We start from the raw sequence: 17,364 nt of genomic DNA on the forward strand, positions 1-17,364 counted from the left end.
GTCACAGGACCTTCTTCAGGAATTGTTGGGTGCGCGGCTCCCGTGGGCTGGCGAGCACCTCGCGAGGATCGCCGCGCTCGACGATGTAGCCATCGGCCATGAACAGCAGGCTGTCCGCGACCTCGCGGGCGAAGCCCATCTCGTGGGTGGTGACGAGCATCGTCATACCGTCGTCGGCGAGTTGCTTGATGACGTCGAGCACGTCGCCGACCAACTCCGGGTCGAGGGCCGAGGTCGGCTCGTCGAAGAGCATCACCTGGGGATCCATCGCCAGCGATCGCGCGATGGCGACGCGCTGCTGTTGGCCACCGGACAACTGCGCCGGGTAGTGCGCGTCGTGACCTTCGAGCCCCACCTGTGCGAGCAGTTCCTTGGCACGCTTCTTGGCGTTGCTCTTCGACGTCCGCTTGATGAGCGTCTGACCGACGGTGATGTTCTCCAGCGCGGTCATGTTCGGGAAGAGATTGAACGACTGGAACACCATGCCGATCTGCGTCCGCTGCCGCCGCAGCTCAGCCCGGGGCAGCGGCCGGTAGTGGGTGGCCTCCTCGGCATACCCGAGGTGTTCGCCGTTGACCTTCAGCACTCCGGAGTCGATCTGCTCGAGTCCGTCGATGCAACGCAGCACTGTCGACTTGCCGGATCCGCTCGGGCCGATCAGCACGCACACCTCGCCGGAGGCGATGTCGATGTTGATGTCCCGAAGAACGGTGTGCGGGCCGAATGACTTCACCAGCTTTCGGATGTGAACCGTGCCGGGCCCCTCGGCGTCACCCAGGCCGGCCGGGCGGAACGGCTCGGCGGCTGTCGTTGCGTGGTCGTTGCTCATGCGGGCACCTCCGTCATGACCTTCTTGCGGCTGATCGCTCGGCGCGACTTGCCGTAGTGAGCCTCGATCTTCGACTGCGGGTAGTTCAGCACGATGGAAACGGCCAGGTACCAGATGCAGGCGACCAGCAGCATCGGGATCGTCTCGTAGGTCCGGGCGTAGATCAGTTGCACGCTCTGCAGGAGGTCGGCGACCCCGAGCACGCTGACGAGCGAGGTCTCCTTCAGCATGCTGATCAGTTGGTTTCCGGTCGCCGGTATGACGCTCGGCATGGCCTGCGGAATGATGATCTTGCGCATCTTCATCCCCTCGCTCATGCCGAGCGTGTCGCCGGCCTCCAGTTGCCCCTTCGGCACGGAGTTGAAGCCGCCGCGCACTATCTCGGCCATGTAGGCCGCTTCGTTCAATGACAGGCCGATGATCGCTGCGGTGGTGGCGCTGATCAGCGAGTTGGTGTTCAGCTGCCCGCCGATCGAGGTGAGCGGTATGCCGAGCCGGATGTTCGGGTAGAGCGCGGCGATGTTGAACCACAGGATGAGTTGGACCAGCACCGGAGTGCCACGGAACAGGTTGATGTAACACATCGCGAGGATCCGCACGGGCAGCACCTTCGAGGCACGCATGACCGCGATGAGCAAGCCGAGGACCGTGGCGATCACCATGACCAGCACGGTCATCCAGATCGTCAGCCACAGGCCGCGCAGCACGGTGTCGGCGGTGAGGTACTGCCGGATCGTGTGCCATTGATAGCGCGGGTTGGTGATCAGGGTGTACGCGACACCCGCCGTGATGAGCAGACACACCGCCCACATCGCGTACTCATATGCGCCGCGGCGATGGATCCGAGGTTTCTCGGTGGCGTCCATGCTCGCTCAGCTCGCCGGAGACTTCGCGATGCCCGCGGTCGTGATCGCGCCGCCGCCGAGTCCCCAGTTGTTCAGGGTCTTCCTGTAGAGCGGACCGTCGATGACCGATTGCATTGCCTGCTGCATGGCCTTGGTGAGCGGAGAGTTCTTCTTCAGGCCGATGGCCACGAGGTCGGTGCCGAGTGAGGCGGGCTTGTCGTACTGCTTGCCGGCGACCTCGAAGGTGGAGCCGTGCTGCTGTACGGCGTAGGCCAGCGACGGGGTGTCGTAGAAGATCCCGTCGATCCGCCCGGAGGCCAGCTGGGTCAGCGCCCCGTTGACGTTGGGCAGCACCACTGCGTTGGCGGCGCTCTTTCCGCCGGAAGTGCACTTCTTGGACAGCGCCGGCAGGTAGATCTCCTGCTGGGTGGTGCCCTTCATCACGGCGATGTTCTTGCCGCAGATGGAGCTGTCGTTGATCGCCAGGTGCAAGGGGTTGCCGGCCTTCGTCGCCAGCGACGAGCCATCCGTCCAATAGTTGATCATGTCCAGCACCTTCAGCCGCTCCGGAGTGGCTGACATGTTGGTGGTGGTGAAGTCGTAACGCCCGCCGGTCAGCCCCGGGATGATCGTGTCGAAGGAGATGTTCTTGATCGTCAGTTTGAGACCGAGCTTCGCGGCGAGGAGCCGTGCGATGTCGACGTTGTAGCCCTCGGGCTGGTTGCTGGGCGACAAGAACGACGTCGGCGGGTACTGCAGGTCCATGGCGACCGTGATCGACCCCTTGGACTTCGCCGCGGCGGGTAGCAGCTTCACCGCCGCGGGATCCGCGGCGACTCCTTTGGAGATGTCGCCCGTCGTGCCCTTCGCGGAGGCCTTGCCACCGCTCGTGGCACCGCTCGCGGACCCCGCGCCGGAGCCTCCGTCCGAGCTGGAGCAGGCGGCCGTGCCCAGTGCCAGGCAGGTCACGGCAAAGAGCGAGATGACTTGAGTTTTCATGGTGGATCTCCTGATCAGCTGTGCGGCTCGACGGCCGGGTTGGCGATGGCTCGTTCGGCCGGTGTGCTGGCCGCGAGGTTCGAGTTCGCCCGTGACAGGTGCTGGGCGATGATGGCGGTGATCTGTTCCGGGTCGTGTGCGCGTAGGGCATCGATGAAGTCGCGGTGGTCCTGCATCAACTCAGTGCCCGATGGGCGGACGTTCTCCAGCCACGCCATGCAGGTCACGGTCTCGGCGGACAAGAGGTCGTATGCCGTCATCAGCCGCGAATTTCCGCCGGACTTCACCAAGGCCTGGTGGAAGCCGAGGTCTGCCTGCGCCACCGCGAGTCGATCCCCGTCATCAAGCTGGTCGCGCAGTGAATGGAGCGCCTCCTCCAACTGCTCGATGGTGCGGTCGACCTGCTCATCGCCGGCGTCGATGATCGTTCGCGCGGCATGACTCTCGATCGCGATGCGGGCGTCGTAGATCTCGCGGATGTCCGCATCGGTGAATTCCTTGACCGTCATGCTCTTGTTGCGCTCCGCGAGCAGCAGCCGCTCGGTCACGAGCCGCTGGAAGGCTTCGCGCACGGGGGACCGGGAGACGCCCAGTTGATCGGCGACCGTCTTCTCGTTGAGTGCCTGGCCCGGGGCGAGTGACCCGGAGATGATCAGCCGCCGCAGCTCGGTGTAGACGCGGTCGGTGGTCGAGGTGAATTGCAACGGCGCGAGCCGGAGTTCTGAGTCCACAGTTCGTGCTCCTCATCGGTGGAATCTGAGAAATGTAGTGTTGTCGGCTGCATGCTGTCAACGGTATGGAGCATATTGTCGACAATTGAGAAAATTCGCGCTACTGTCTCCGCCATGCCGCTCGGCGTCGTGTCGGCATACCCAGAACGCACTCATCAACGAGACCGAGGAACAGGGAGCGCTCACCGTGATCAACTACCGCCCGAAGTACGTGTCCTTCGACTGCTACGGCACGCTCATCAACTACGAAATCGACTCTGCGACAAAGAAAATCGTGGGTGACCGGATCAGCGACGGTGACTGGGCCGCGTTCCGGCACACGTTCAGCAAATACCGCTACGACCAGGTGCTCGATGCCTATCGCCCCTACCGCGACGTGCTGCAGGACGCCTTCGACCGCACCTGCCGCAAGTGGAATCTCGAGTCCGATCCGACCGCCGGCGACCAGTTCGGTGACGCGGTCATGTCCTGGGAAGCGCACGATGACGTGCCGACACCGCTGGCCAAGATGGCGGAGAAGTATCCGCTGGTGATCCTGTCCAACGCGGACACCGCGTTCCTGGACGCGTCGGTGCCGAAGCTGGGCACACCGTTCCACGCGGTTTTCACCGCCGAGCAGGCCGGCTACTACAAGCCTCGCTACCAGGCGTTCGAGTACATGGTCGACCAGTTGGACGCGAAGCCGGAGGACTTCCTGCACGTGTCATCGCACACCCGATACGACATCATGCCCATGCGCGATCTTGGCTTCCCCAACCTCGTGATGCTGCGCCGGGGCTACGACCCCGCCGCCCATTCCTACGAGTATGTCGACGTCGATTCGCTCGACGAGCTGAACCAGATGCTCGGGATCGACTGACGACGATGAAGCTCGTCTCTTACTGGCAGGACACAGCGACGCCGCCCGGCGACTTCCGGCACACACCCGTCCCGGAAGAGGTCGATGTCGCGGTGATCGGTGCCGGTCTCACCGGCCTCTCGGCCGCACTCGAACTCGCCCGCGGCGGGGCACGGGTGGCGGTGCTGGACTCCCAACACGTCGGCTGGGGTGCCTCGAATCGCAACGCAGGTATGGCGACGACGGGTCTCGCCATCGGCTTCGGCCAAGCGATCTCACGCTATGGCCGCCAGCAGGCCGTGGAGTACTACCTCGAATATGACAAGGCGATCAGCACCGTCGAGACGCTGGTGCGTGAGCACTCGATCGACTGCGACTTCTCCCGTTGCGGCAAGCTCTCGCTCGCGCTGACGCCACGCGACGTGGCCGGGATGCGCAGAACCCAGCGGGCGGTCGCGGGGATAGGTGATCTGCCCGACCTGCAGGTACTCGGACCGAACGACATCCGCAAGGAGATCGGCTCCGATTTCTACCACGGCGGCATGGTCGATCCGCTCGGCGCCGGGCTGCACGTCGGAAAGTTCGTGAGCGGACTCGCGTCCGCCGCGGTTGCCGCGGGCGCGACGATCTGTGAGAACGCTCCGGTCGTCTCACTCGAGCGCGACGGCAAGCGTCACGTCGTGCAGACGTCGCGGGGCCCGGTCCTGGCTGCCGACGTGCTGGTTGCGACCAGTGGCTACACGTCATCGCTGACGCCCTGGCTGCAGCGGCGCGTCATACCGGTGGGAAGTTTCATCATCTGCACCGAGCCGCTCGATGCAGATCTTGCGGCCGAACTCCTGCCGCACGACCGTGTGGCGTCGGACGCGAAGATGCTGACCTACTACTTCCGGCGCACTCCGGACAACCGAATGCTGTTCGGCGGTCGTGCGCGCTTCGCGTTGTCCAGCCCGGACTCCGACCTGCGAAGCGCCCAGATCCTGCGCAAGGCGATGACGGAGATCTTCCCGCAACTGTCGGACACCCGGATCGATTACACCTGGGGCGGTTTGGTCGACATCAGCAGGGATCAGATGGTCCACGTCGGTGAGCGTGACGGTGTCCACTACAGCCTCGGCTACAGCGGCCACGGCGTGCAGATGGCGACCCATTCGGGGCAGCAGGTCGCCCGCAAGCTACTTGGCGCGCGCTCGGACCTGCCCTTCGAGAACGTCGAATTTCGAGCAGTGCCAGGGCATTTCGGCCCGCCATGGTTCCTGCCTGTCATCGGCGCTGGTGCGCACGCTGTCGACAAGTGGAACCTGCTGCGAGGGGGCAAGCCATGACCTGCGTCGAATCCCCGCCGGAGAGGTTGGTGCAGGCGCCGCCCGGCGGAGCCCTCATCGCCGGTGTATGGCGCACCGCGCCGCTCAACCTGCCGGTGCACGATCCGCAGGACAGTCGACTCGTGGGACGGGTCTCGCGATGCTCGGCTCAGGATGTCGATGACGCAGTGCGCGCGGCAGCTGAATCTCTTTGTCAGGATTGGCCGTTGCACGCGAGGCTGACCACCCTGGGGCGGGCAGCCGACGCGGTACTGGAACGCAGCGAGCTCTTCGGCGGCGTCATCGCGGCCGAGGGAGTTAAGACTCTCGCCGAGTCACGTGCCGAGGTCACCAGGTGTGTGGAGACGCTGCGCACGGCTGCCGCCGCGGGTGAGGTGTTGACCGGTGAAGTGCTGCAAACGGGCGCGAGCGCACGGGGCGCCGGGCGGATGGGTTGGTTCACTCGCGAGCCGCTCGGTGTCGTGGGTGCGATCAGCAGCTTCAACGACCCGCTCAACCTGGTGGCGCACAAGCTTGCTCCGGCCATTCTCGCCGGTGCGGCAGTCGTGTTGAAGCCCTCGGACCAGACGCCGCTGACGGCATTACACCTGGCGGCGGTCCTGCTGGAGTCCGGTGTCCCGCGCGCTCGACTGTCGGTGGTGTGCGGTGGCCCGGAGGTCGGCGAGGCACTCGTGGCACACCCCGACGTCGCGGTCGTCTCCTTCACCGGCGGCACTCGCACCGGCGAAGCGATCACCCGCAGCGCGGGCGTGAAGAAGCTACTGATGGAGTTGGGTGGCAACAACGCCACGATCGTCTGTGCGGACGCCGACCTGGATCTCGCCGTCGACAAGATCGTGTCGGGCGCCTTCGGCGTGGCCGGACAGAACTGCCTCTCCGTGCAACGCGTCTTCGTCGAGCAGCCACTTTTCGAGCAGGTGCTGCGGGGGTCACCGACGGTGCGATGTCGCTGCGGGTCGGCTCCAAATTCGACCCCGCCACGGATATCGGTCCACTGGTCGGCAAGCAAGCCGCTCACCGCGTCGCGGGCCTGGTGGACGACGCGCTCGAACGTGGCGCCCGGCTCGTCACCGGAGGTCACGCAGACGGCAACTTCTATGTGCCGACCGTGCTGACCGGTGTCGCTACTGAAGCGCCGATACTGCGCGAAGAGGTCTTCGGTCCTGTCGTGATCGTCGAACCGGTGATGTCTGTCGTCGAAGCCGTTCAGCGTGCCAATGATTGTCAATTCGCCTTGCAGGCAGGGGTTTTCACCGAATCTCTGGACATCGCAACCCGGGTGTCGCGAGCGCTGAGGGCGGGCGCCGTACTCATCAACGACACGAGTGACTTCCGCCTCGACAGCATGCCGTTCGGTGGATTCGGCCAGTCCGGGATCGGTCGCGAGGGGATCCGCTCGGCAACGCTCGAACTGACGGCCCCCAAGTGCGTCCTGATTGCCGACAAGGCGCCCGGGCACGACGTCGTACCGGCAGTCGACGCGGCTTCATCACACGCGAAGGACGCCCCATGACGCAAGCACGCACCTACACCGTTGATCTCATCGCCGGCGACGGCATCGGCCAGGAGGTCGTGCCGGCCGCGACCCGTGTCGTCGACGCGCTCGCCGACCGGCACGGCTTCCGCGTCGCGTGGCGCGAACGCCAGTGGGGTTCGGCATACTTCTTCGAACACGGCCGGATGATGCCGGTCGACGGCATCGAGATCCTCTCCGACGGAGATGCCATCCTGCTGGGCGCGGTCGGACATCCCGAACTGCCCGACCACGAAACGCTGTGGGGACTACTGATCCCGATCCGGCGTGAGTTCCTGCAATACATCAACCTGCGTCCGGTGCGGGTGCTGCCCGGAGTCGTCTCCCCGTTGCGCGGTGTGGATGACCTGGACATCGTCGTCGTGCGGGAGAACGTCGAGGGTGAATACTCCGCAGTCGGCGGCCGCGTGTACCGCGGTGCGGCAGAGGAGTTCGCGCTTCAGGAGGCGGTGTTCACCCGCACCGGCGTGACCCGTGTAGCGCGATACGCGGCGGAGCTCGCCGCGTCGCGAAGCGGATCTCTCACGTCCGCAACGAAATCCAACGGCATCATTCACTCGATGCCCTTCTGGGACGAGGTCGTGTCATCGGTTGTCGAGGACTACGACGGGGTTGAACTCAAGAGCGTCCTGGTCGACGCATTGGCCGCGGCGCTGGTGTTGCGTCCGCACGACTTCGACGTGATTGTCGCTTCGAATCTCTTCGGTGACATCCTCTCGGACCTGATCGCCGCGCTCGCGGGCTCGATCGGGATCGCTCCCAGCGCGAACATCAACCCGCCGCGCGACCATCCATCGATGTTCGAGCCGATCCATGGGTCCGCACCGGACATCGCGGGGAAGGGGATTGCCAATCCGACCGGCCAGCTGTGGTCGGCATCGTTGATGCTGGATCACCTCGGCGAGCCCGCTGCGGCGGCCGGATTGATGTCCGCGATCGACGAGGTCATGGCGGCCGGCATCCGCACCGCCGATCTCGGCGGATCAGCCGGGACCGAGGACTTCACCGCTGCAGTGCTGCGGGCTGTTGCCTCGTCCTGAACGCACTGTCCACACCGCTTGGTCCCATTACTCCGAACCATCGAAGGAGCCTTTCATGGCATCGCTGAGCCCTCTTCTGAAACAAGCCACGCCGGTTGTCGTCGACCATGCCTCCGGCAGTTGGATCCACGGCACCGACGGACGTGACTATCTCGACTTCACCACCGGCATCGGTGTCACCAGTACCGGCCACTGTCATCCGCGAGTGGTGGAGGCGGCGCGCGCGCAGGTCGGCAAGGTGATCCACGCGCAATACACGACCGTGATGCACAAGCCGCTGCTGGAGCTGACCGAGAAGTTGGGTGAGGTGCTGCCCGCCGGACTCGACTCGGTCTTCTACGCCAACTCGGGCTCCGAGGCTGTCGAGGCGGCGGTTCGGCTGGCTCGAATGGCGACCGAACGACCGAACATCGTTGTCTTCCAAGGCGGTTTCCACGGCCGCACAGTGGCAGCGGCCTCCTCACCACGGCAGGGACCCGCTTCTCCGCGGGCTTTGCGCCGCTGATGTCGGGCGTGCACATGGCGCCGTTTCCGTACGCGTTCCGTTACGGGTGGGATGAGGCCGAGGCCGTCGAGTTCGCGCTGCGCGAGCTGGACTACCTGCTGCTGAGTCGCACCGCTCCGAATGACACGGCTGCGTTTCTCATCGAACCGGTGCTCGGCGACGGTGGCTACATACCGACGCCGCCGGCCTTCCTCGAGGGCCTGCGCGAGCGCGCGGACCGTCACGGCATCATCCTGATCCTGGACGAGGTACAGGCCGGGTGCGGGCGCACCGGGAAGTTCTGGGGGCACCAGTACTCCTTGATCGGCCCCGACATCTTGGTCACCGCCAAGGGAATCGCCTCCGGCTTCCCGATCAGCGCGATCGCCGCTTCGACGGAGTTGATGTCGAAGGGGTGGCCCGGGTCGCAGGGTGGCACGTATGGCGGTAATGCTGTGGCCGCAGCCGCGGGCTGCGCGACCCTGGACGTCATACGCGAGGAGGACTTGGTCGAGAACGCCCGGATCCGCGGCGAGCAGCTGCTGGATGGCCTGACCCTGTTGCAGCAGAAGCTCGACGCCATCGGCGATGTTCGGGGTTCGGGGCTCATGTTGGGCGTCGAGTTCACCGATGCGTCCGGTGCGCCCGACGCGGCCACAGCGCTGGCGGTGCAGCAGGCGACCACCGAGCACGGGTTGCTGAGCCTGACTTGTGGTCCGACCGGCAACGTCGTACGCCTGATCCCGGCCCTGGTGGTCACGGAGCAGGAGGTCGACCTCGGCCTTGAGAAGTTCGCGCTTGCGCTTGCCGACGCGGTGAACCGATGACCACGCGCACGAGCGGAGGAGCACGGATGAACGTCACCAGCGAGGTTCGCGACCTCGTCGAATCCATTCCGACCGGTCTGTTCATCGACGGGCAATGGGTCGATGCCGTGTCCGGAAAGCGTTGCGACGTGGTCAATCCCAGCACTGAGGAGATCATCACCTCGATCGCTGACGGCGGTGCGGAGGATGCCGATCGAGCACTTGAGGTGGCTGCGCGAACTCAGCACGCGTGGGGTCGCACCGCGCCGCGCGCACGCAGCGAGATCTTGCACAGGGCATACGAACTGATGATGGACCGGCAGGAGGAGCTCGCCGCGATCATCACCACCGAGATGGGCAAGCCACTGGCCGAAGCCCGCGGCGAGGTCGCGTACGCCGCGGAGTTCTTCCGGTGGTTCTCCGAGGAAGCGGTGAGGATCGGTGGCGACGCCACAGTCAGTGGTGACGGGCGCACCCGGATCATCGTGACCAAGGCGCCGGTCGGTCCGTGTGTCCTGGTGACGCCGTGGAACTTCCCGCTGGCCATGGGCACTCGCAAGATCGGGCCGGCCATCGCGGCGGGTTGCACGATGGTCTTCAAGCCGGCGCACCTGACGCCGTTGAGTTCTTTGCGCTCGTACAGATCCTGCAGGAAGCCGGCTTGCCGGCCGGCGTGCTCAACGTGGTGGGCTCGTCGGATCCCGGATCCGTTGTCGAGCCGTGGCTGCGCAGCGGCAAGGCGCGCAAGGTGTCGTTCACCGGATCCACGGCCGTCGGGGTGCGGCTGCTGGAGCAGGCGAGCGAGCATGTCATGCGGGCTTCGATGGAGCTGGGCGGCAATGCTCCGTTCATCGTCTTCGACGATGCCGACTTGGATGTCGCGGTCGAGGGCGCGATGGTCGCCAAGCTCCGCAACATGGGCGAGGCGTGCACTGCTGCGAACCGCTTCTTCGTGCAGCGCGGCGTGATGGATGAGTTCGCGCGGCGGCTCGCTGATCGGATGGCGGCACTCGCCGTGGGCGACGGTATGACGGCCGGGACCGACGTGGGACCGCTCATCGAACCCAAGGCCGTGCAGAAGGTCGTCTCGCTGGTGACCGACGCCGTGGACCGTGGCGCGCGAGTCGTCTGCGGTGGCGCACGCCCGGAACGGAGTGGGTTCTTTTATCCGCCAACGGTATTGGCGGATGTTGACCCCGCCGCGGACTTGATGTCGCAGGAGATTTTCGGACCGGTCGCGGCTCTCGTTCCATTCGACGACGAGGAGCAGGTTGTGCAACTGGCCAATGACACCGACTGGGGCCTTGTCGGCTATGCCTTCACTCGAGACATCGACCGCGCCTTCCGGCTGCAGGAGTCGATCGAGGTCGGCATGCTCGGCATCAACACCGGGCTGGTCTCCAACCCCGCAGCGCCCTTCGGCGGGGTGAAGGAGTCGGGGCTCGGACGCGAAGGGGCCGTACCGGCATCGAGGAATTCCTCGAAGTCCGCTATCTGGCGATCCCACGTTCGGTGGAGGTGTGATGCACGGTGGAGCAATTTTCAGCGGTCCTGCGTGCACTGGGCGACCACGTGAGCACGCCAGCGCCCATCGTCCTTCTCGATGTGGTGGAAGCGAACATCCGCCGGATGCAGCAATGGGCTGACAACCACGGCAAGGCGCTTCGCCCACACGTGAAGACGCACAAGTGTGTGGAGATCGGTCGGATGCAGTTGGCGGCGGGCGCAACGGGCCTGACCGCCGGTAACCTCAGCGAAGCGGAGATCTTCTCCCGCGCTGGCTGCGAGGACATCTTCCTGGCATATCCGCTGTGGGCGGCCGGTGCCAAAGCCGAGCGTCTCCGTGCCCTCGCGCAACGAACCCGCCTCAGCGTCGGGGTCGAAAGTGTCGAGGCGCTCGAGCAGCTCGCGGCGGCGATGGGTGACCGGGCGGAACTGCTGGGTGTGGTTGTCGAGATCGATTGCGGGGCAAGGCGATCGGGCGTGCGTCCGGCGGATGCGGGTCGGCTTGCAGCATTGGCGCGCGAGCGCGGAATCACGCCGCTGGGGGTGTTCACCTACCCCGGACACGGCGGAACTTTTGGCGCTCGAGAACGAGCAGCGCAGGACCAAGCCGAAGCGCTGCGCCAAGCTGTCAGCTCGCTCGCCGAGCACAGTATCGAGGCCAGTGTCGTGAGTGCCGGCTCCACGCCCACCGCGGAGTTCTGCACCGACGAGGTCATCACCGAGATCAGACCGGGCGAGTACGTGTTCAATGACCACGACAATGTCCGACTGGGTGATTGCGGAGCTGAGAACATCGGCTTGTTCGTCGCGAGCACCGTGGTGAGCGATCAGGGACATTCACACGTCATCGTCGATGCCGGGACCAAGGCTTTGGCGCGAGAAGGAAATCCCGAGCGTGGATATGGCCAGGTGCCCGCCTACAACGGCTACCTCAAACTGCTGAACGAGTACCACGGCTTCGTGGAACTGACCGAGACCGCACCGCGTCCGGCCGTCGGTGAACGGGTCGCGGTCGTTCCGCATCACGTCTGCCCGGTGGTGAACAGCTTCGAGGAACTCATCATCTCGAACAGCGCAGGTGAGTTGCTCGCTCGCTGGGCGGTCGACGCACAGGGGCAGCTGAACTAGTCACGTCATACCTCGTCCGGTCGGGGAACACCTCGCCACGTCAGAAAGAGAGCATGCACATGACCGTCCATTCAATGGCTGATATCGAAACGCATCCTGCTGCCGCCCTCGCGGCGCTCGGCCTGGAGTTGCCCGAGCTCGCCGACGACCCGAAGTACCTCAACTCCCGTGCCACCGCCAACGGCGAGATCTACATCTCCGGTCAGCTCCCGTATGTCGGCGGGAAACTACCCATCTCCGGTGTCGTCGGAGACACCGTCGACGTGGACTCGGCCCGCGCAATGATGGCAAGAGCGACCCTGAACGCCATGGCCGTCGGCGCGATTGCTGCGGGAGGCCTTGAGCGGCTCCGGATTGCAAATGCTGGTGTTCGTCCTCAGTGCTCCCGGATTCGGAGACCAGTCGCGAGTCGCGGATGCCGGGAGCGAGCTGTTGATCCAGGTGCTCGGCGAACACGGGCGCCACGCACGTACGGCCATCGGTGTTGCCGGGCTGCCCAGGAACAGCCCTGTTGAGGTGCAGTTGGTGTGCGAGGTGCGCCGATGAGCGGGTCGGCCTTGAATGTGCTCATCACCGGGGCATCGAGCGGGATCGGCGAAGCCGTCGCCGACCGATTTCGCGCTTCCGGTGCGAATCTTTTCCTCACCGGCCGTCGCTCAGCCCAGGCGACGTTGCGGCCAGGGGAGCGGTACCTCGCCGGCGACCTCAACGACGAGGCGTTCGTCTCTCAGCTCGTGGACGAGGCAGTTTCGGAATTCGGCCCGATCGACTCGATCATCGCCTGCCACGGGCTCCAGGCCGACGGGGCTCTCACCGACACGGAGCTCGGGCAGGCACTCGAATTGCTCGAAGCGAACATGCTGAGCGTCTTCTCCGTGCTGAAGCACGCGGTGCCGAAGATCAGAGCAGGCGGTGGACAGATCGTCCTCGTGAGCTCACGTCTGGGCCTGGTCGGGATCCCTGGCCAGGTCATGTACACGGCGGCCAAGGGCGGGCTCATCATGCTGGGCAAAGGCGCCGCCGTCGAACTCGCTCCTCGGAACATCCGCGTCAACATCGCGGCGCCCGGCCTCACGGAGACTCCAGCCATCGAGGCAGGGATACAGAGCCACTCGGACCCGGATGCCTATCGAGCGCAGCGCGCGGCGACGATTCCGATGCGACGACTGGCGAAACCGGCCGAGGTGGCCGAAGCGATCTACTTCCTCGGGTCGAAGGCGTCGTCATACATCACCGGCGCGGTGCTACCGATCGACGGCGGATACACCGCGGCGTGAGTGGGTCCGAGTTGTCAGGTGAGCACAGCAGAGATCAGGTTGAACGAACGGCTCGAGGCGCTCGACGTTGGTGCCGGAGCCGTCGAGCACACCCTGCATCAGCCCCAGATGTATGGCGCACACCAGCCCACCATCGGGTGTGGTGAGCTCCAGGAACGGGCAGTGCCGCAGCGCGATCGCATCGGGTGCAGCGTGTTCGGGCGCGAAGCCGAGGTCATCCAGTGCGGCGATCAATCCCGTGACGGGAGAGGCCTTTTCGGCATACTCCTGACGCGACGCGATACGGGTGCCCCAGGCGCGGCCGGCACTCCGCGCGTGCTCAGCCGGGTTGCGACGTGACCTGATGTCGAGCAGCAGTGCCTCGGCCAGCGGTTCGTAGCCGCGCGGTCCGCCGCGGTCCATCGCCACGACCGCGCGAACGCGGGTCGCCGGCCGGCCCCGGCCCGAGGGTGGTGTGGTGACCTGCTCGACCTGACCGCCGTCGAGCAGCGAATCCAGGTGGAAACGCACGGTATTGGCGTGCACGTCGGTTTGCGCTGCCAGCTCCGCGACAGTGAGCGGCTCCGGGCTCGCGCGCAGCGCCGCCAAGATCTCCTCGCGGGTGGAGCTCACGATGTCGCCTTCGCGATAGTCAGCAGCGCCACCGAGTCGGCCAGCGCAACGACACCGTGCCGGCGCTGGGGTATGGCGACCAGATCGCCCTCTCCCAGCTCCCATGCCTCATCGCCGGCGGTCAGCCGCACCCGACCCCGGATGACGTGCAGGAACGCCTCGCCGGGGTTCTCGTGCTCGGACAGTTGTTGTCCGGCAATCAGGGCGAGCGCGACGGTGGTCAGCACGCCGCCGCTCGGGGCAGCAGGGATCGCTTGGGTCGCGCGACCACTGCTGGCCTCGCCGGCGCGGGCGAGAAGTTGAGCGGCGAGTGCTCCGAGGGCGATGGCGGAATCAGTCATGCGTAGAATTTACACAACTTCGTGTTGTGAAAATACCTCGACTGAAAGTGGGCACCATGTCCGAGCCGATCGCCTCGACCGATTCCACCAAGACCCTCGATGTGCGCGGCATGCGCAAGCCGGACAAGCACCCCACGATCTTCGCGACGTTCAAGGACCTGGCCGTCGGGGATGCCTTCGTGCTGGTCAACGACCACGACCCGAAACACCTGCACGACGAGTTCGAGGCAGAGTGGCCGGGCGGCTACGACTGGGAGTACCTCAACCAGGAGATGCGCGACTGGCAGATCCGCATCACTCGGCGCGCGAGCGCACCGACGCCGCGCCTGCTCGGTCAGGCCGCCGAGCTCGGCGGCAAGCCGGGCGTGGACGGTGCCGTATGGCGCCTGGGTGGTCGCGACCGCGACCTGGACGCGAGCGTGCTTGAGGTCGAGGCCGGTGTCGCGCTCGAGCCGCATCGTGGGCCGGGGTGCGACGTTCTGGTGCACGTGCTGTCGGGCGAGGGAGTGTTGGTGACCGAGGTCGGCCAAATCCCTTTGCAGTCAGGGGATCTCGTGCATGTCCCGGCCGGCGCGACGCGTGGTTTCACCGCCGGCGACGCCGGGTTGCGCGTGCTGCTGGTCCAGCAGCGTCGTCAGGAGCTCAAGCTCGGTCTCTGACCGCTCGAATCCTCCCCGATCTAATCGGTGGGTCGCAGCAGCAACGGCCGTATGCCGGAGGGGCTCATGGCGAGGGCCCATGGTCCGGCGCCGCGTTTGATGATCTCGCGTTGGAGCCGGAGTTCGTGCCTCAGGAACAGGTTCAATTGATCCTGCGGTCCGAGATCTTGCTTCGCCCCCAGCCACACCGATCGGATGCCATGCTCGCGGTAGACCCGTAGCTCGGCTGTCGTGTCCGGATGTGCTTGTCCCGAGTCAGGACGACGAAATCGAGTCTTGCCACCACAGGCATCCAGTCCAGATCCGCGGTTCCAAGGGGGATCTCAGGAAGATCCTCGTGCCCTGGATATCGCACATCGACGCGGCCGCTTCGCTGTAGCAGCTTGCCGAGACCAAGGGTGTTCTCATCGGCGAAATACACCGGTCCGGGCTGTGGGCTCATCAGGCGACGCGATCGGCTCCGGCGATCAGCTCGAATCGGATGGCCTCCTCGACCTGCGCCGGGGACAGATCGTAAAGGTCGGCGAGGTCGTCGGGGCTAGTCCCAGCGCGGAAATCCTCTGCCAGCACTTCCGTACGCACGTTGCGAATGGCGGGCTGTCCGAACGCGTGCTGCGGGTCCATCACGACATGGGGAGCTCGAGCGGTCGGTCTCAGCTGGGAAACGACGTCATCGCTGTATTCGACAGCTGATCGGAATCGTTCGGTCCACGGCGCGAGCACAAGTTGATCGTTGCGCAGCACGACGAGCTGTGACTGCTTGTCGAGGCCAACCCTGTCCTGCACCAGACGTACCAGCTCGCGGCCCTCGACGTCGAGGAATGGCCGAGCTCGGGCGAGCGGGTATTGGCCGAACTCCTCGCGCAGCTTGACAATCGCAGGGCGAAGTCGCTGGACGGGAACATCGCGACTGCGATATTCGGCGAGCAGCCGTGCCTCTACCATCTCGCCCCATGTCACCGAATCGCTTGCAGTCGGCTCCGGGCGAAGCACGGGTTCGTAAGAGCGCCCGGCCCGCTCGTAGCCTTCGAGCCACCGTCGCGCGGTGCCGGAGTGCAAGCCGACGAGCCGATCCACGTCCCGGTAGGAGTAGATCGCACGATCGAGAAGCGAGCTGTTCATCTGCACATCCTGGCACTTTGTGCTGACGGCCGTCCTTCGTCGCACCGGCCGGTGCGACGAGAGCATCGTCTGGCACCGAGTGGGTCGCGTCTCATCCCGATCGAGGATTGGGGAAGCCGAGGCTGGTGTAGCCAGGTGCGCGTTTGGCGAGTGCCGCTGCCAGCACGGGAGTTTCGACGTCGTGGTAGTCGTGGACCACAGCCGTCGTCTTGCCCGGGTGGGAGCGCATGATGCGTCCGACATACTGCACGACCCGTCCTCGGAACGACACCGGTCCGGCTAGGAACAGCGTGTCCAGAGCGGGGCAGTCGAACCCTTCGCCCACGAAGTGGCCAGTGGCGACCACAAGGAGCGCGGGACCCTCTTCGGTGGGGACGAGACGCTCGATCTCGGCAGCGCGGCGGCGAGCACCGATGCCGCCTTTGAGTACGACAGGCTGCGCGCCGCGAGTGTGCAGGATCTCGGCGAGGAGGTCCACGTGCGCGGTGCGCTGGGTGAGCACGAGACAGTGCCTACCCTGCGCGTGAGCATCGAGCACGTCGGCGACGATCTGTTCGTTGCGTCGCTCGTCCTCGGCGAGAGCGCGGTGGACGCTCGCGATGGCGCCAGGGACGGACACGTCGATGTCCTCCTCGAACCGGAAGTGCGTTGGATGGATGATGAGTTCCGGCCGCGGGCGATCCGATGCGACGCCGGGCAACGTGTCTGGGTCGGCATGCTCGACGCGGTGCCGGACTGGCCCGAGCTGGAAGCCGATCAGGTCATCAAGTCCGTCGCGTCGGTAGGGCGTCGCGGTCAGGCCCAGCCAGTAGCGGGCCGGGATCGACCGGACCGCGGATTCGAATGCGGCGGCCGGCACGTGGTGGCATTCGTCCACGATGACGAGTCCGTAGGCCCGCAGCATCTCGTCGAGTCCGGACCTGCGGGAGAGTGTTTGCAACGTCGCTACGTCTATGGTGCCGGTGAGCTTGGACCGGCCGCCACCCAGCTGACCGCATTTGGTGTCGAGCAGGTCTCGGATCTGTGTGCGCCATTGGTCCGCGAGGGTCTTGCGGTCGACCAGCACGAGAGTGGGACATTTCGGTGCGCTGCAAGAGCGCAGGCCACGACGGTTTTGCCGGACCCGGGCGGGGCGTCGAACACCCCGATGTCATGGGCCAGCAGCTCAGCGAGAGCGCTCTGCTGCGTCGCACTGAGATCAATCCGTGCGGACAGTTCGAGATTTGGACCGTCGATGCGGCGGTCATCGATCTCGATCCGGCTGCCGGCCTCGGCGATCAACGCTCGT

17 protein-coding genes and 3 pseudogenes are annotated in these 17,364 nt (G+C 65.6%); 11 read left to right on the top strand and 9 right to left on the bottom strand.

Annotated features, from left to right (window positions below):
- Nucleotide 1 precedes the first annotated feature (1 nt).
- From ACFQDH_RS10085 to ACFQDH_RS10100, 4 genes are read right to left on the bottom strand one after another with little or no spacing between them, the layout of a single operon-like run.
- A complete protein-coding gene (locus ACFQDH_RS10085) occupies nucleotides 2-829 on the bottom strand; it encodes an amino acid ABC transporter ATP-binding protein (RefSeq protein WP_382400890.1) in 828 nt (275 codons plus the stop codon).
- Nucleotides 826-1,695, bottom strand: coding sequence for an amino acid ABC transporter permease (locus ACFQDH_RS10090; RefSeq protein ID WP_382400892.1), 870 nt, complete (start codon nucleotides 1,693-1,695; stop codon nucleotides 826-828). The genes ACFQDH_RS10085 and ACFQDH_RS10090 overlap by 4 nt, the downstream gene beginning before the upstream one ends.
- 6 nt (nucleotides 1,696-1,701) lie before the next feature.
- Nucleotides 1,702-2,673 (bottom strand): ABC transporter substrate-binding protein, encoded by a 972-nt coding sequence (locus ACFQDH_RS10095; RefSeq protein ID WP_382400894.1) that lies wholly within the window; start codon nucleotides 2,671-2,673, stop codon nucleotides 1,702-1,704.
- A gap of 14 nt (nucleotides 2,674-2,687) precedes the next feature.
- A complete protein-coding gene (locus ACFQDH_RS10100) occupies nucleotides 2,688-3,404 on the bottom strand; it encodes a GntR family transcriptional regulator (RefSeq protein ID WP_382400895.1) in 717 nt (238 codons plus the stop codon).
- 187 nt (nucleotides 3,405-3,591) lie between these two features.
- On the opposite strand from ACFQDH_RS10100, the gene ACFQDH_RS10105 reads away from it, so the two are divergent.
- The 10 genes and pseudogenes from ACFQDH_RS10105 (at nucleotide 3,592) to ACFQDH_RS10150 (ending at nucleotide 13,342) form a co-directional block, all read left to right on the top strand.
- Complete coding sequence (locus tag ACFQDH_RS10105) at nucleotides 3,592-4,263, top strand: haloacid dehalogenase type II (protein WP_382400897.1); 672 nt, start codon at nucleotides 3,592-3,594, stop codon at nucleotides 4,261-4,263.
- A 5-nt stretch (nucleotides 4,264-4,268) separates the two neighbouring features.
- Nucleotides 4,269-5,567 carry an NAD(P)/FAD-dependent oxidoreductase gene (locus ACFQDH_RS10110; RefSeq protein WP_382400899.1) on the top strand — a complete coding sequence of 433 codons (1,299 nt, stop codon included), beginning with the start codon at nucleotides 4,269-4,271 and terminating at the stop codon, nucleotides 5,565-5,567.
- Nucleotides 5,564-6,478 (top strand): annotated as a pseudogene (locus ACFQDH_RS10115) (aldehyde dehydrogenase family protein); the annotation flags it as partial. The gene ACFQDH_RS10110 and the pseudogene ACFQDH_RS10115, both read left to right, overlap by 4 nt.
- Before the next feature lie 32 nt (nucleotides 6,479-6,510).
- Nucleotides 6,511-7,080, top strand: a complete 570-nt coding sequence (locus tag ACFQDH_RS10120) for an aldehyde dehydrogenase family protein (RefSeq protein WP_382400901.1) — start codon at nucleotides 6,511-6,513, stop codon at nucleotides 7,078-7,080.
- Nucleotides 7,077-8,141, top strand: a complete 1,065-nt coding sequence (locus ACFQDH_RS10125; RefSeq protein WP_382400903.1) for a tartrate dehydrogenase — start codon at nucleotides 7,077-7,079, stop codon at nucleotides 8,139-8,141. Before ACFQDH_RS10120 ends, ACFQDH_RS10125 begins: the two co-directional genes overlap by 4 nt.
- 55 nt (nucleotides 8,142-8,196) lie before the next feature.
- Nucleotides 8,197-9,452 (top strand): annotated as a pseudogene (locus ACFQDH_RS10130) (aspartate aminotransferase family protein).
- Nucleotides 9,453-9,478: 26 nt separating this feature from the next.
- Nucleotides 9,479-10,955, top strand: a pseudogene (locus ACFQDH_RS10135) (NAD-dependent succinate-semialdehyde dehydrogenase).
- A gap of 6 nt (nucleotides 10,956-10,961) precedes the next feature.
- Complete coding sequence (locus ACFQDH_RS10140) at nucleotides 10,962-12,065, top strand: alanine racemase (RefSeq protein WP_382400905.1); 1,104 nt, start codon at nucleotides 10,962-10,964, stop codon at nucleotides 12,063-12,065.
- 74 nt (nucleotides 12,066-12,139) lie between these two features.
- On the top strand, nucleotides 12,140-12,580 hold the full coding sequence (locus ACFQDH_RS10145) for a RidA family protein (protein WP_382400907.1): 441 nt from the start codon (nucleotides 12,140-12,142) through the stop codon (nucleotides 12,578-12,580).
- 27 nt (nucleotides 12,581-12,607) lie between these two features.
- Nucleotides 12,608-13,342, top strand: coding sequence for an SDR family NAD(P)-dependent oxidoreductase (locus ACFQDH_RS10150; RefSeq protein WP_382400909.1), 735 nt, complete (start codon nucleotides 12,608-12,610; stop codon nucleotides 13,340-13,342).
- On the opposite strand, the gene ACFQDH_RS10155 is transcribed toward ACFQDH_RS10150, so the two are convergent.
- Nucleotides 13,310-13,954, bottom strand: coding sequence for a helix-turn-helix transcriptional regulator (locus ACFQDH_RS10155; protein WP_382400911.1), 645 nt, complete (start codon nucleotides 13,952-13,954; stop codon nucleotides 13,310-13,312). The two genes, ACFQDH_RS10150 and ACFQDH_RS10155, sit on opposite strands and share 33 nt — an antisense overlap.
- Entirely contained in the window at nucleotides 13,951-14,295 is a 345-nt protein-coding gene (locus ACFQDH_RS10160) for a cupin domain-containing protein (RefSeq protein ID WP_382400913.1), read from the bottom strand. Before ACFQDH_RS10160 ends, ACFQDH_RS10155 begins: the two co-directional genes overlap by 4 nt.
- 56 nt (nucleotides 14,296-14,351) lie before the next feature.
- Between ACFQDH_RS10160 and ACFQDH_RS10165 the strand changes: the two genes are divergently transcribed.
- Complete coding sequence (locus tag ACFQDH_RS10165) at nucleotides 14,352-14,954, top strand: DUF2249 domain-containing protein (protein WP_382400915.1); 603 nt, start codon at nucleotides 14,352-14,354, stop codon at nucleotides 14,952-14,954.
- Between the two features lie 142 nt (nucleotides 14,955-15,096).
- On the opposite strand, the gene ACFQDH_RS10170 is transcribed toward ACFQDH_RS10165, so the two are convergent.
- The 3 genes from ACFQDH_RS10170 to ACFQDH_RS10180 are packed head-to-tail and all read right to left on the bottom strand — an operon-like array spanning nucleotide 15,097 to nucleotide 17,142.
- Entirely contained in the window at nucleotides 15,097-15,396 is a 300-nt protein-coding gene (locus tag ACFQDH_RS10170; protein WP_382400917.1) for a PIN-like domain-containing protein, read from the bottom strand.
- Complete coding sequence (locus ACFQDH_RS10175; protein WP_382400919.1) at nucleotides 15,396-16,142, bottom strand: DUF433 domain-containing protein; 747 nt, start codon at nucleotides 16,140-16,142, stop codon at nucleotides 15,396-15,398. Before ACFQDH_RS10175 ends, ACFQDH_RS10170 begins: the two co-directional genes overlap by 1 nt.
- 25 nt (nucleotides 16,143-16,167) lie before the next feature.
- Nucleotides 16,168-17,142 carry a DEAD/DEAH box helicase gene (locus tag ACFQDH_RS10180; RefSeq protein ID WP_382400921.1) on the bottom strand — a complete coding sequence of 325 codons (975 nt, stop codon included), beginning with the start codon at nucleotides 17,140-17,142 and terminating at the stop codon, nucleotides 16,168-16,170.
- Between the last annotated feature and the right edge of the window lie 222 nt (nucleotides 17,143-17,364).

It is taken from the genome of Flexivirga alba, assembly GCF_042661025.1.
Taxonomy (GTDB): Bacteria; Actinomycetota; Actinomycetes; order Actinomycetales; family Dermatophilaceae; genus Flexivirga; species Flexivirga alba.

Excerpts from the sequence above, each read along its gene's own strand:
- ACFQDH_RS10090 (WP_382400892.1), bottom strand. The coding sequence starts at position 1,695 with ATGGACGCCACCGAGAAACCTCGGATCCATCGCCGCGGCGCATATGAG.
- ACFQDH_RS10110 (WP_382400899.1), top strand. The coding sequence starts at position 4,269 with ATGAAGCTCGTCTCTTACTGGCAGGACACAGCGACGCCGCCCGGCGAC.
- ACFQDH_RS10175 (WP_382400919.1), bottom strand. The coding sequence starts at position 16,142 with ATGCTCTCGTCGCACCGGCCGGTGCGACGAAGGACGGCCGTCAGCACA.
- ACFQDH_RS10170 (WP_382400917.1), bottom strand. The coding sequence starts at position 15,396 with ATGAGCCCACAGCCCGGACCGGTGTATTTCGCCGATGAGAACACCCTT.
- ACFQDH_RS10160 (WP_382400913.1), bottom strand. The coding sequence starts at position 14,295 with ATGACTGATTCCGCCATCGCCCTCGGAGCACTCGCCGCTCAACTTCTC.
- ACFQDH_RS10120 (WP_382400901.1), top strand. The coding sequence starts at position 6,511 with ATGTCGCTGCGGGTCGGCTCCAAATTCGACCCCGCCACGGATATCGGT.
- ACFQDH_RS10150 (WP_382400909.1), top strand. The coding sequence starts at position 12,608 with ATGAGCGGGTCGGCCTTGAATGTGCTCATCACCGGGGCATCGAGCGGG.
- ACFQDH_RS10145 (WP_382400907.1), top strand. The coding sequence starts at position 12,140 with ATGGCTGATATCGAAACGCATCCTGCTGCCGCCCTCGCGGCGCTCGGC.
- ACFQDH_RS10095 (WP_382400894.1), bottom strand. The coding sequence starts at position 2,673 with ATGAAAACTCAAGTCATCTCGCTCTTTGCCGTGACCTGCCTGGCACTG.
- ACFQDH_RS10125 (WP_382400903.1), top strand. The coding sequence starts at position 7,077 with ATGACGCAAGCACGCACCTACACCGTTGATCTCATCGCCGGCGACGGC.
- ACFQDH_RS10085 (WP_382400890.1), bottom strand. The coding sequence starts at position 829 with ATGAGCAACGACCACGCAACGACAGCCGCCGAGCCGTTCCGCCCGGCC.
- ACFQDH_RS10165 (WP_382400915.1), top strand. The coding sequence starts at position 14,352 with ATGTCCGAGCCGATCGCCTCGACCGATTCCACCAAGACCCTCGATGTG.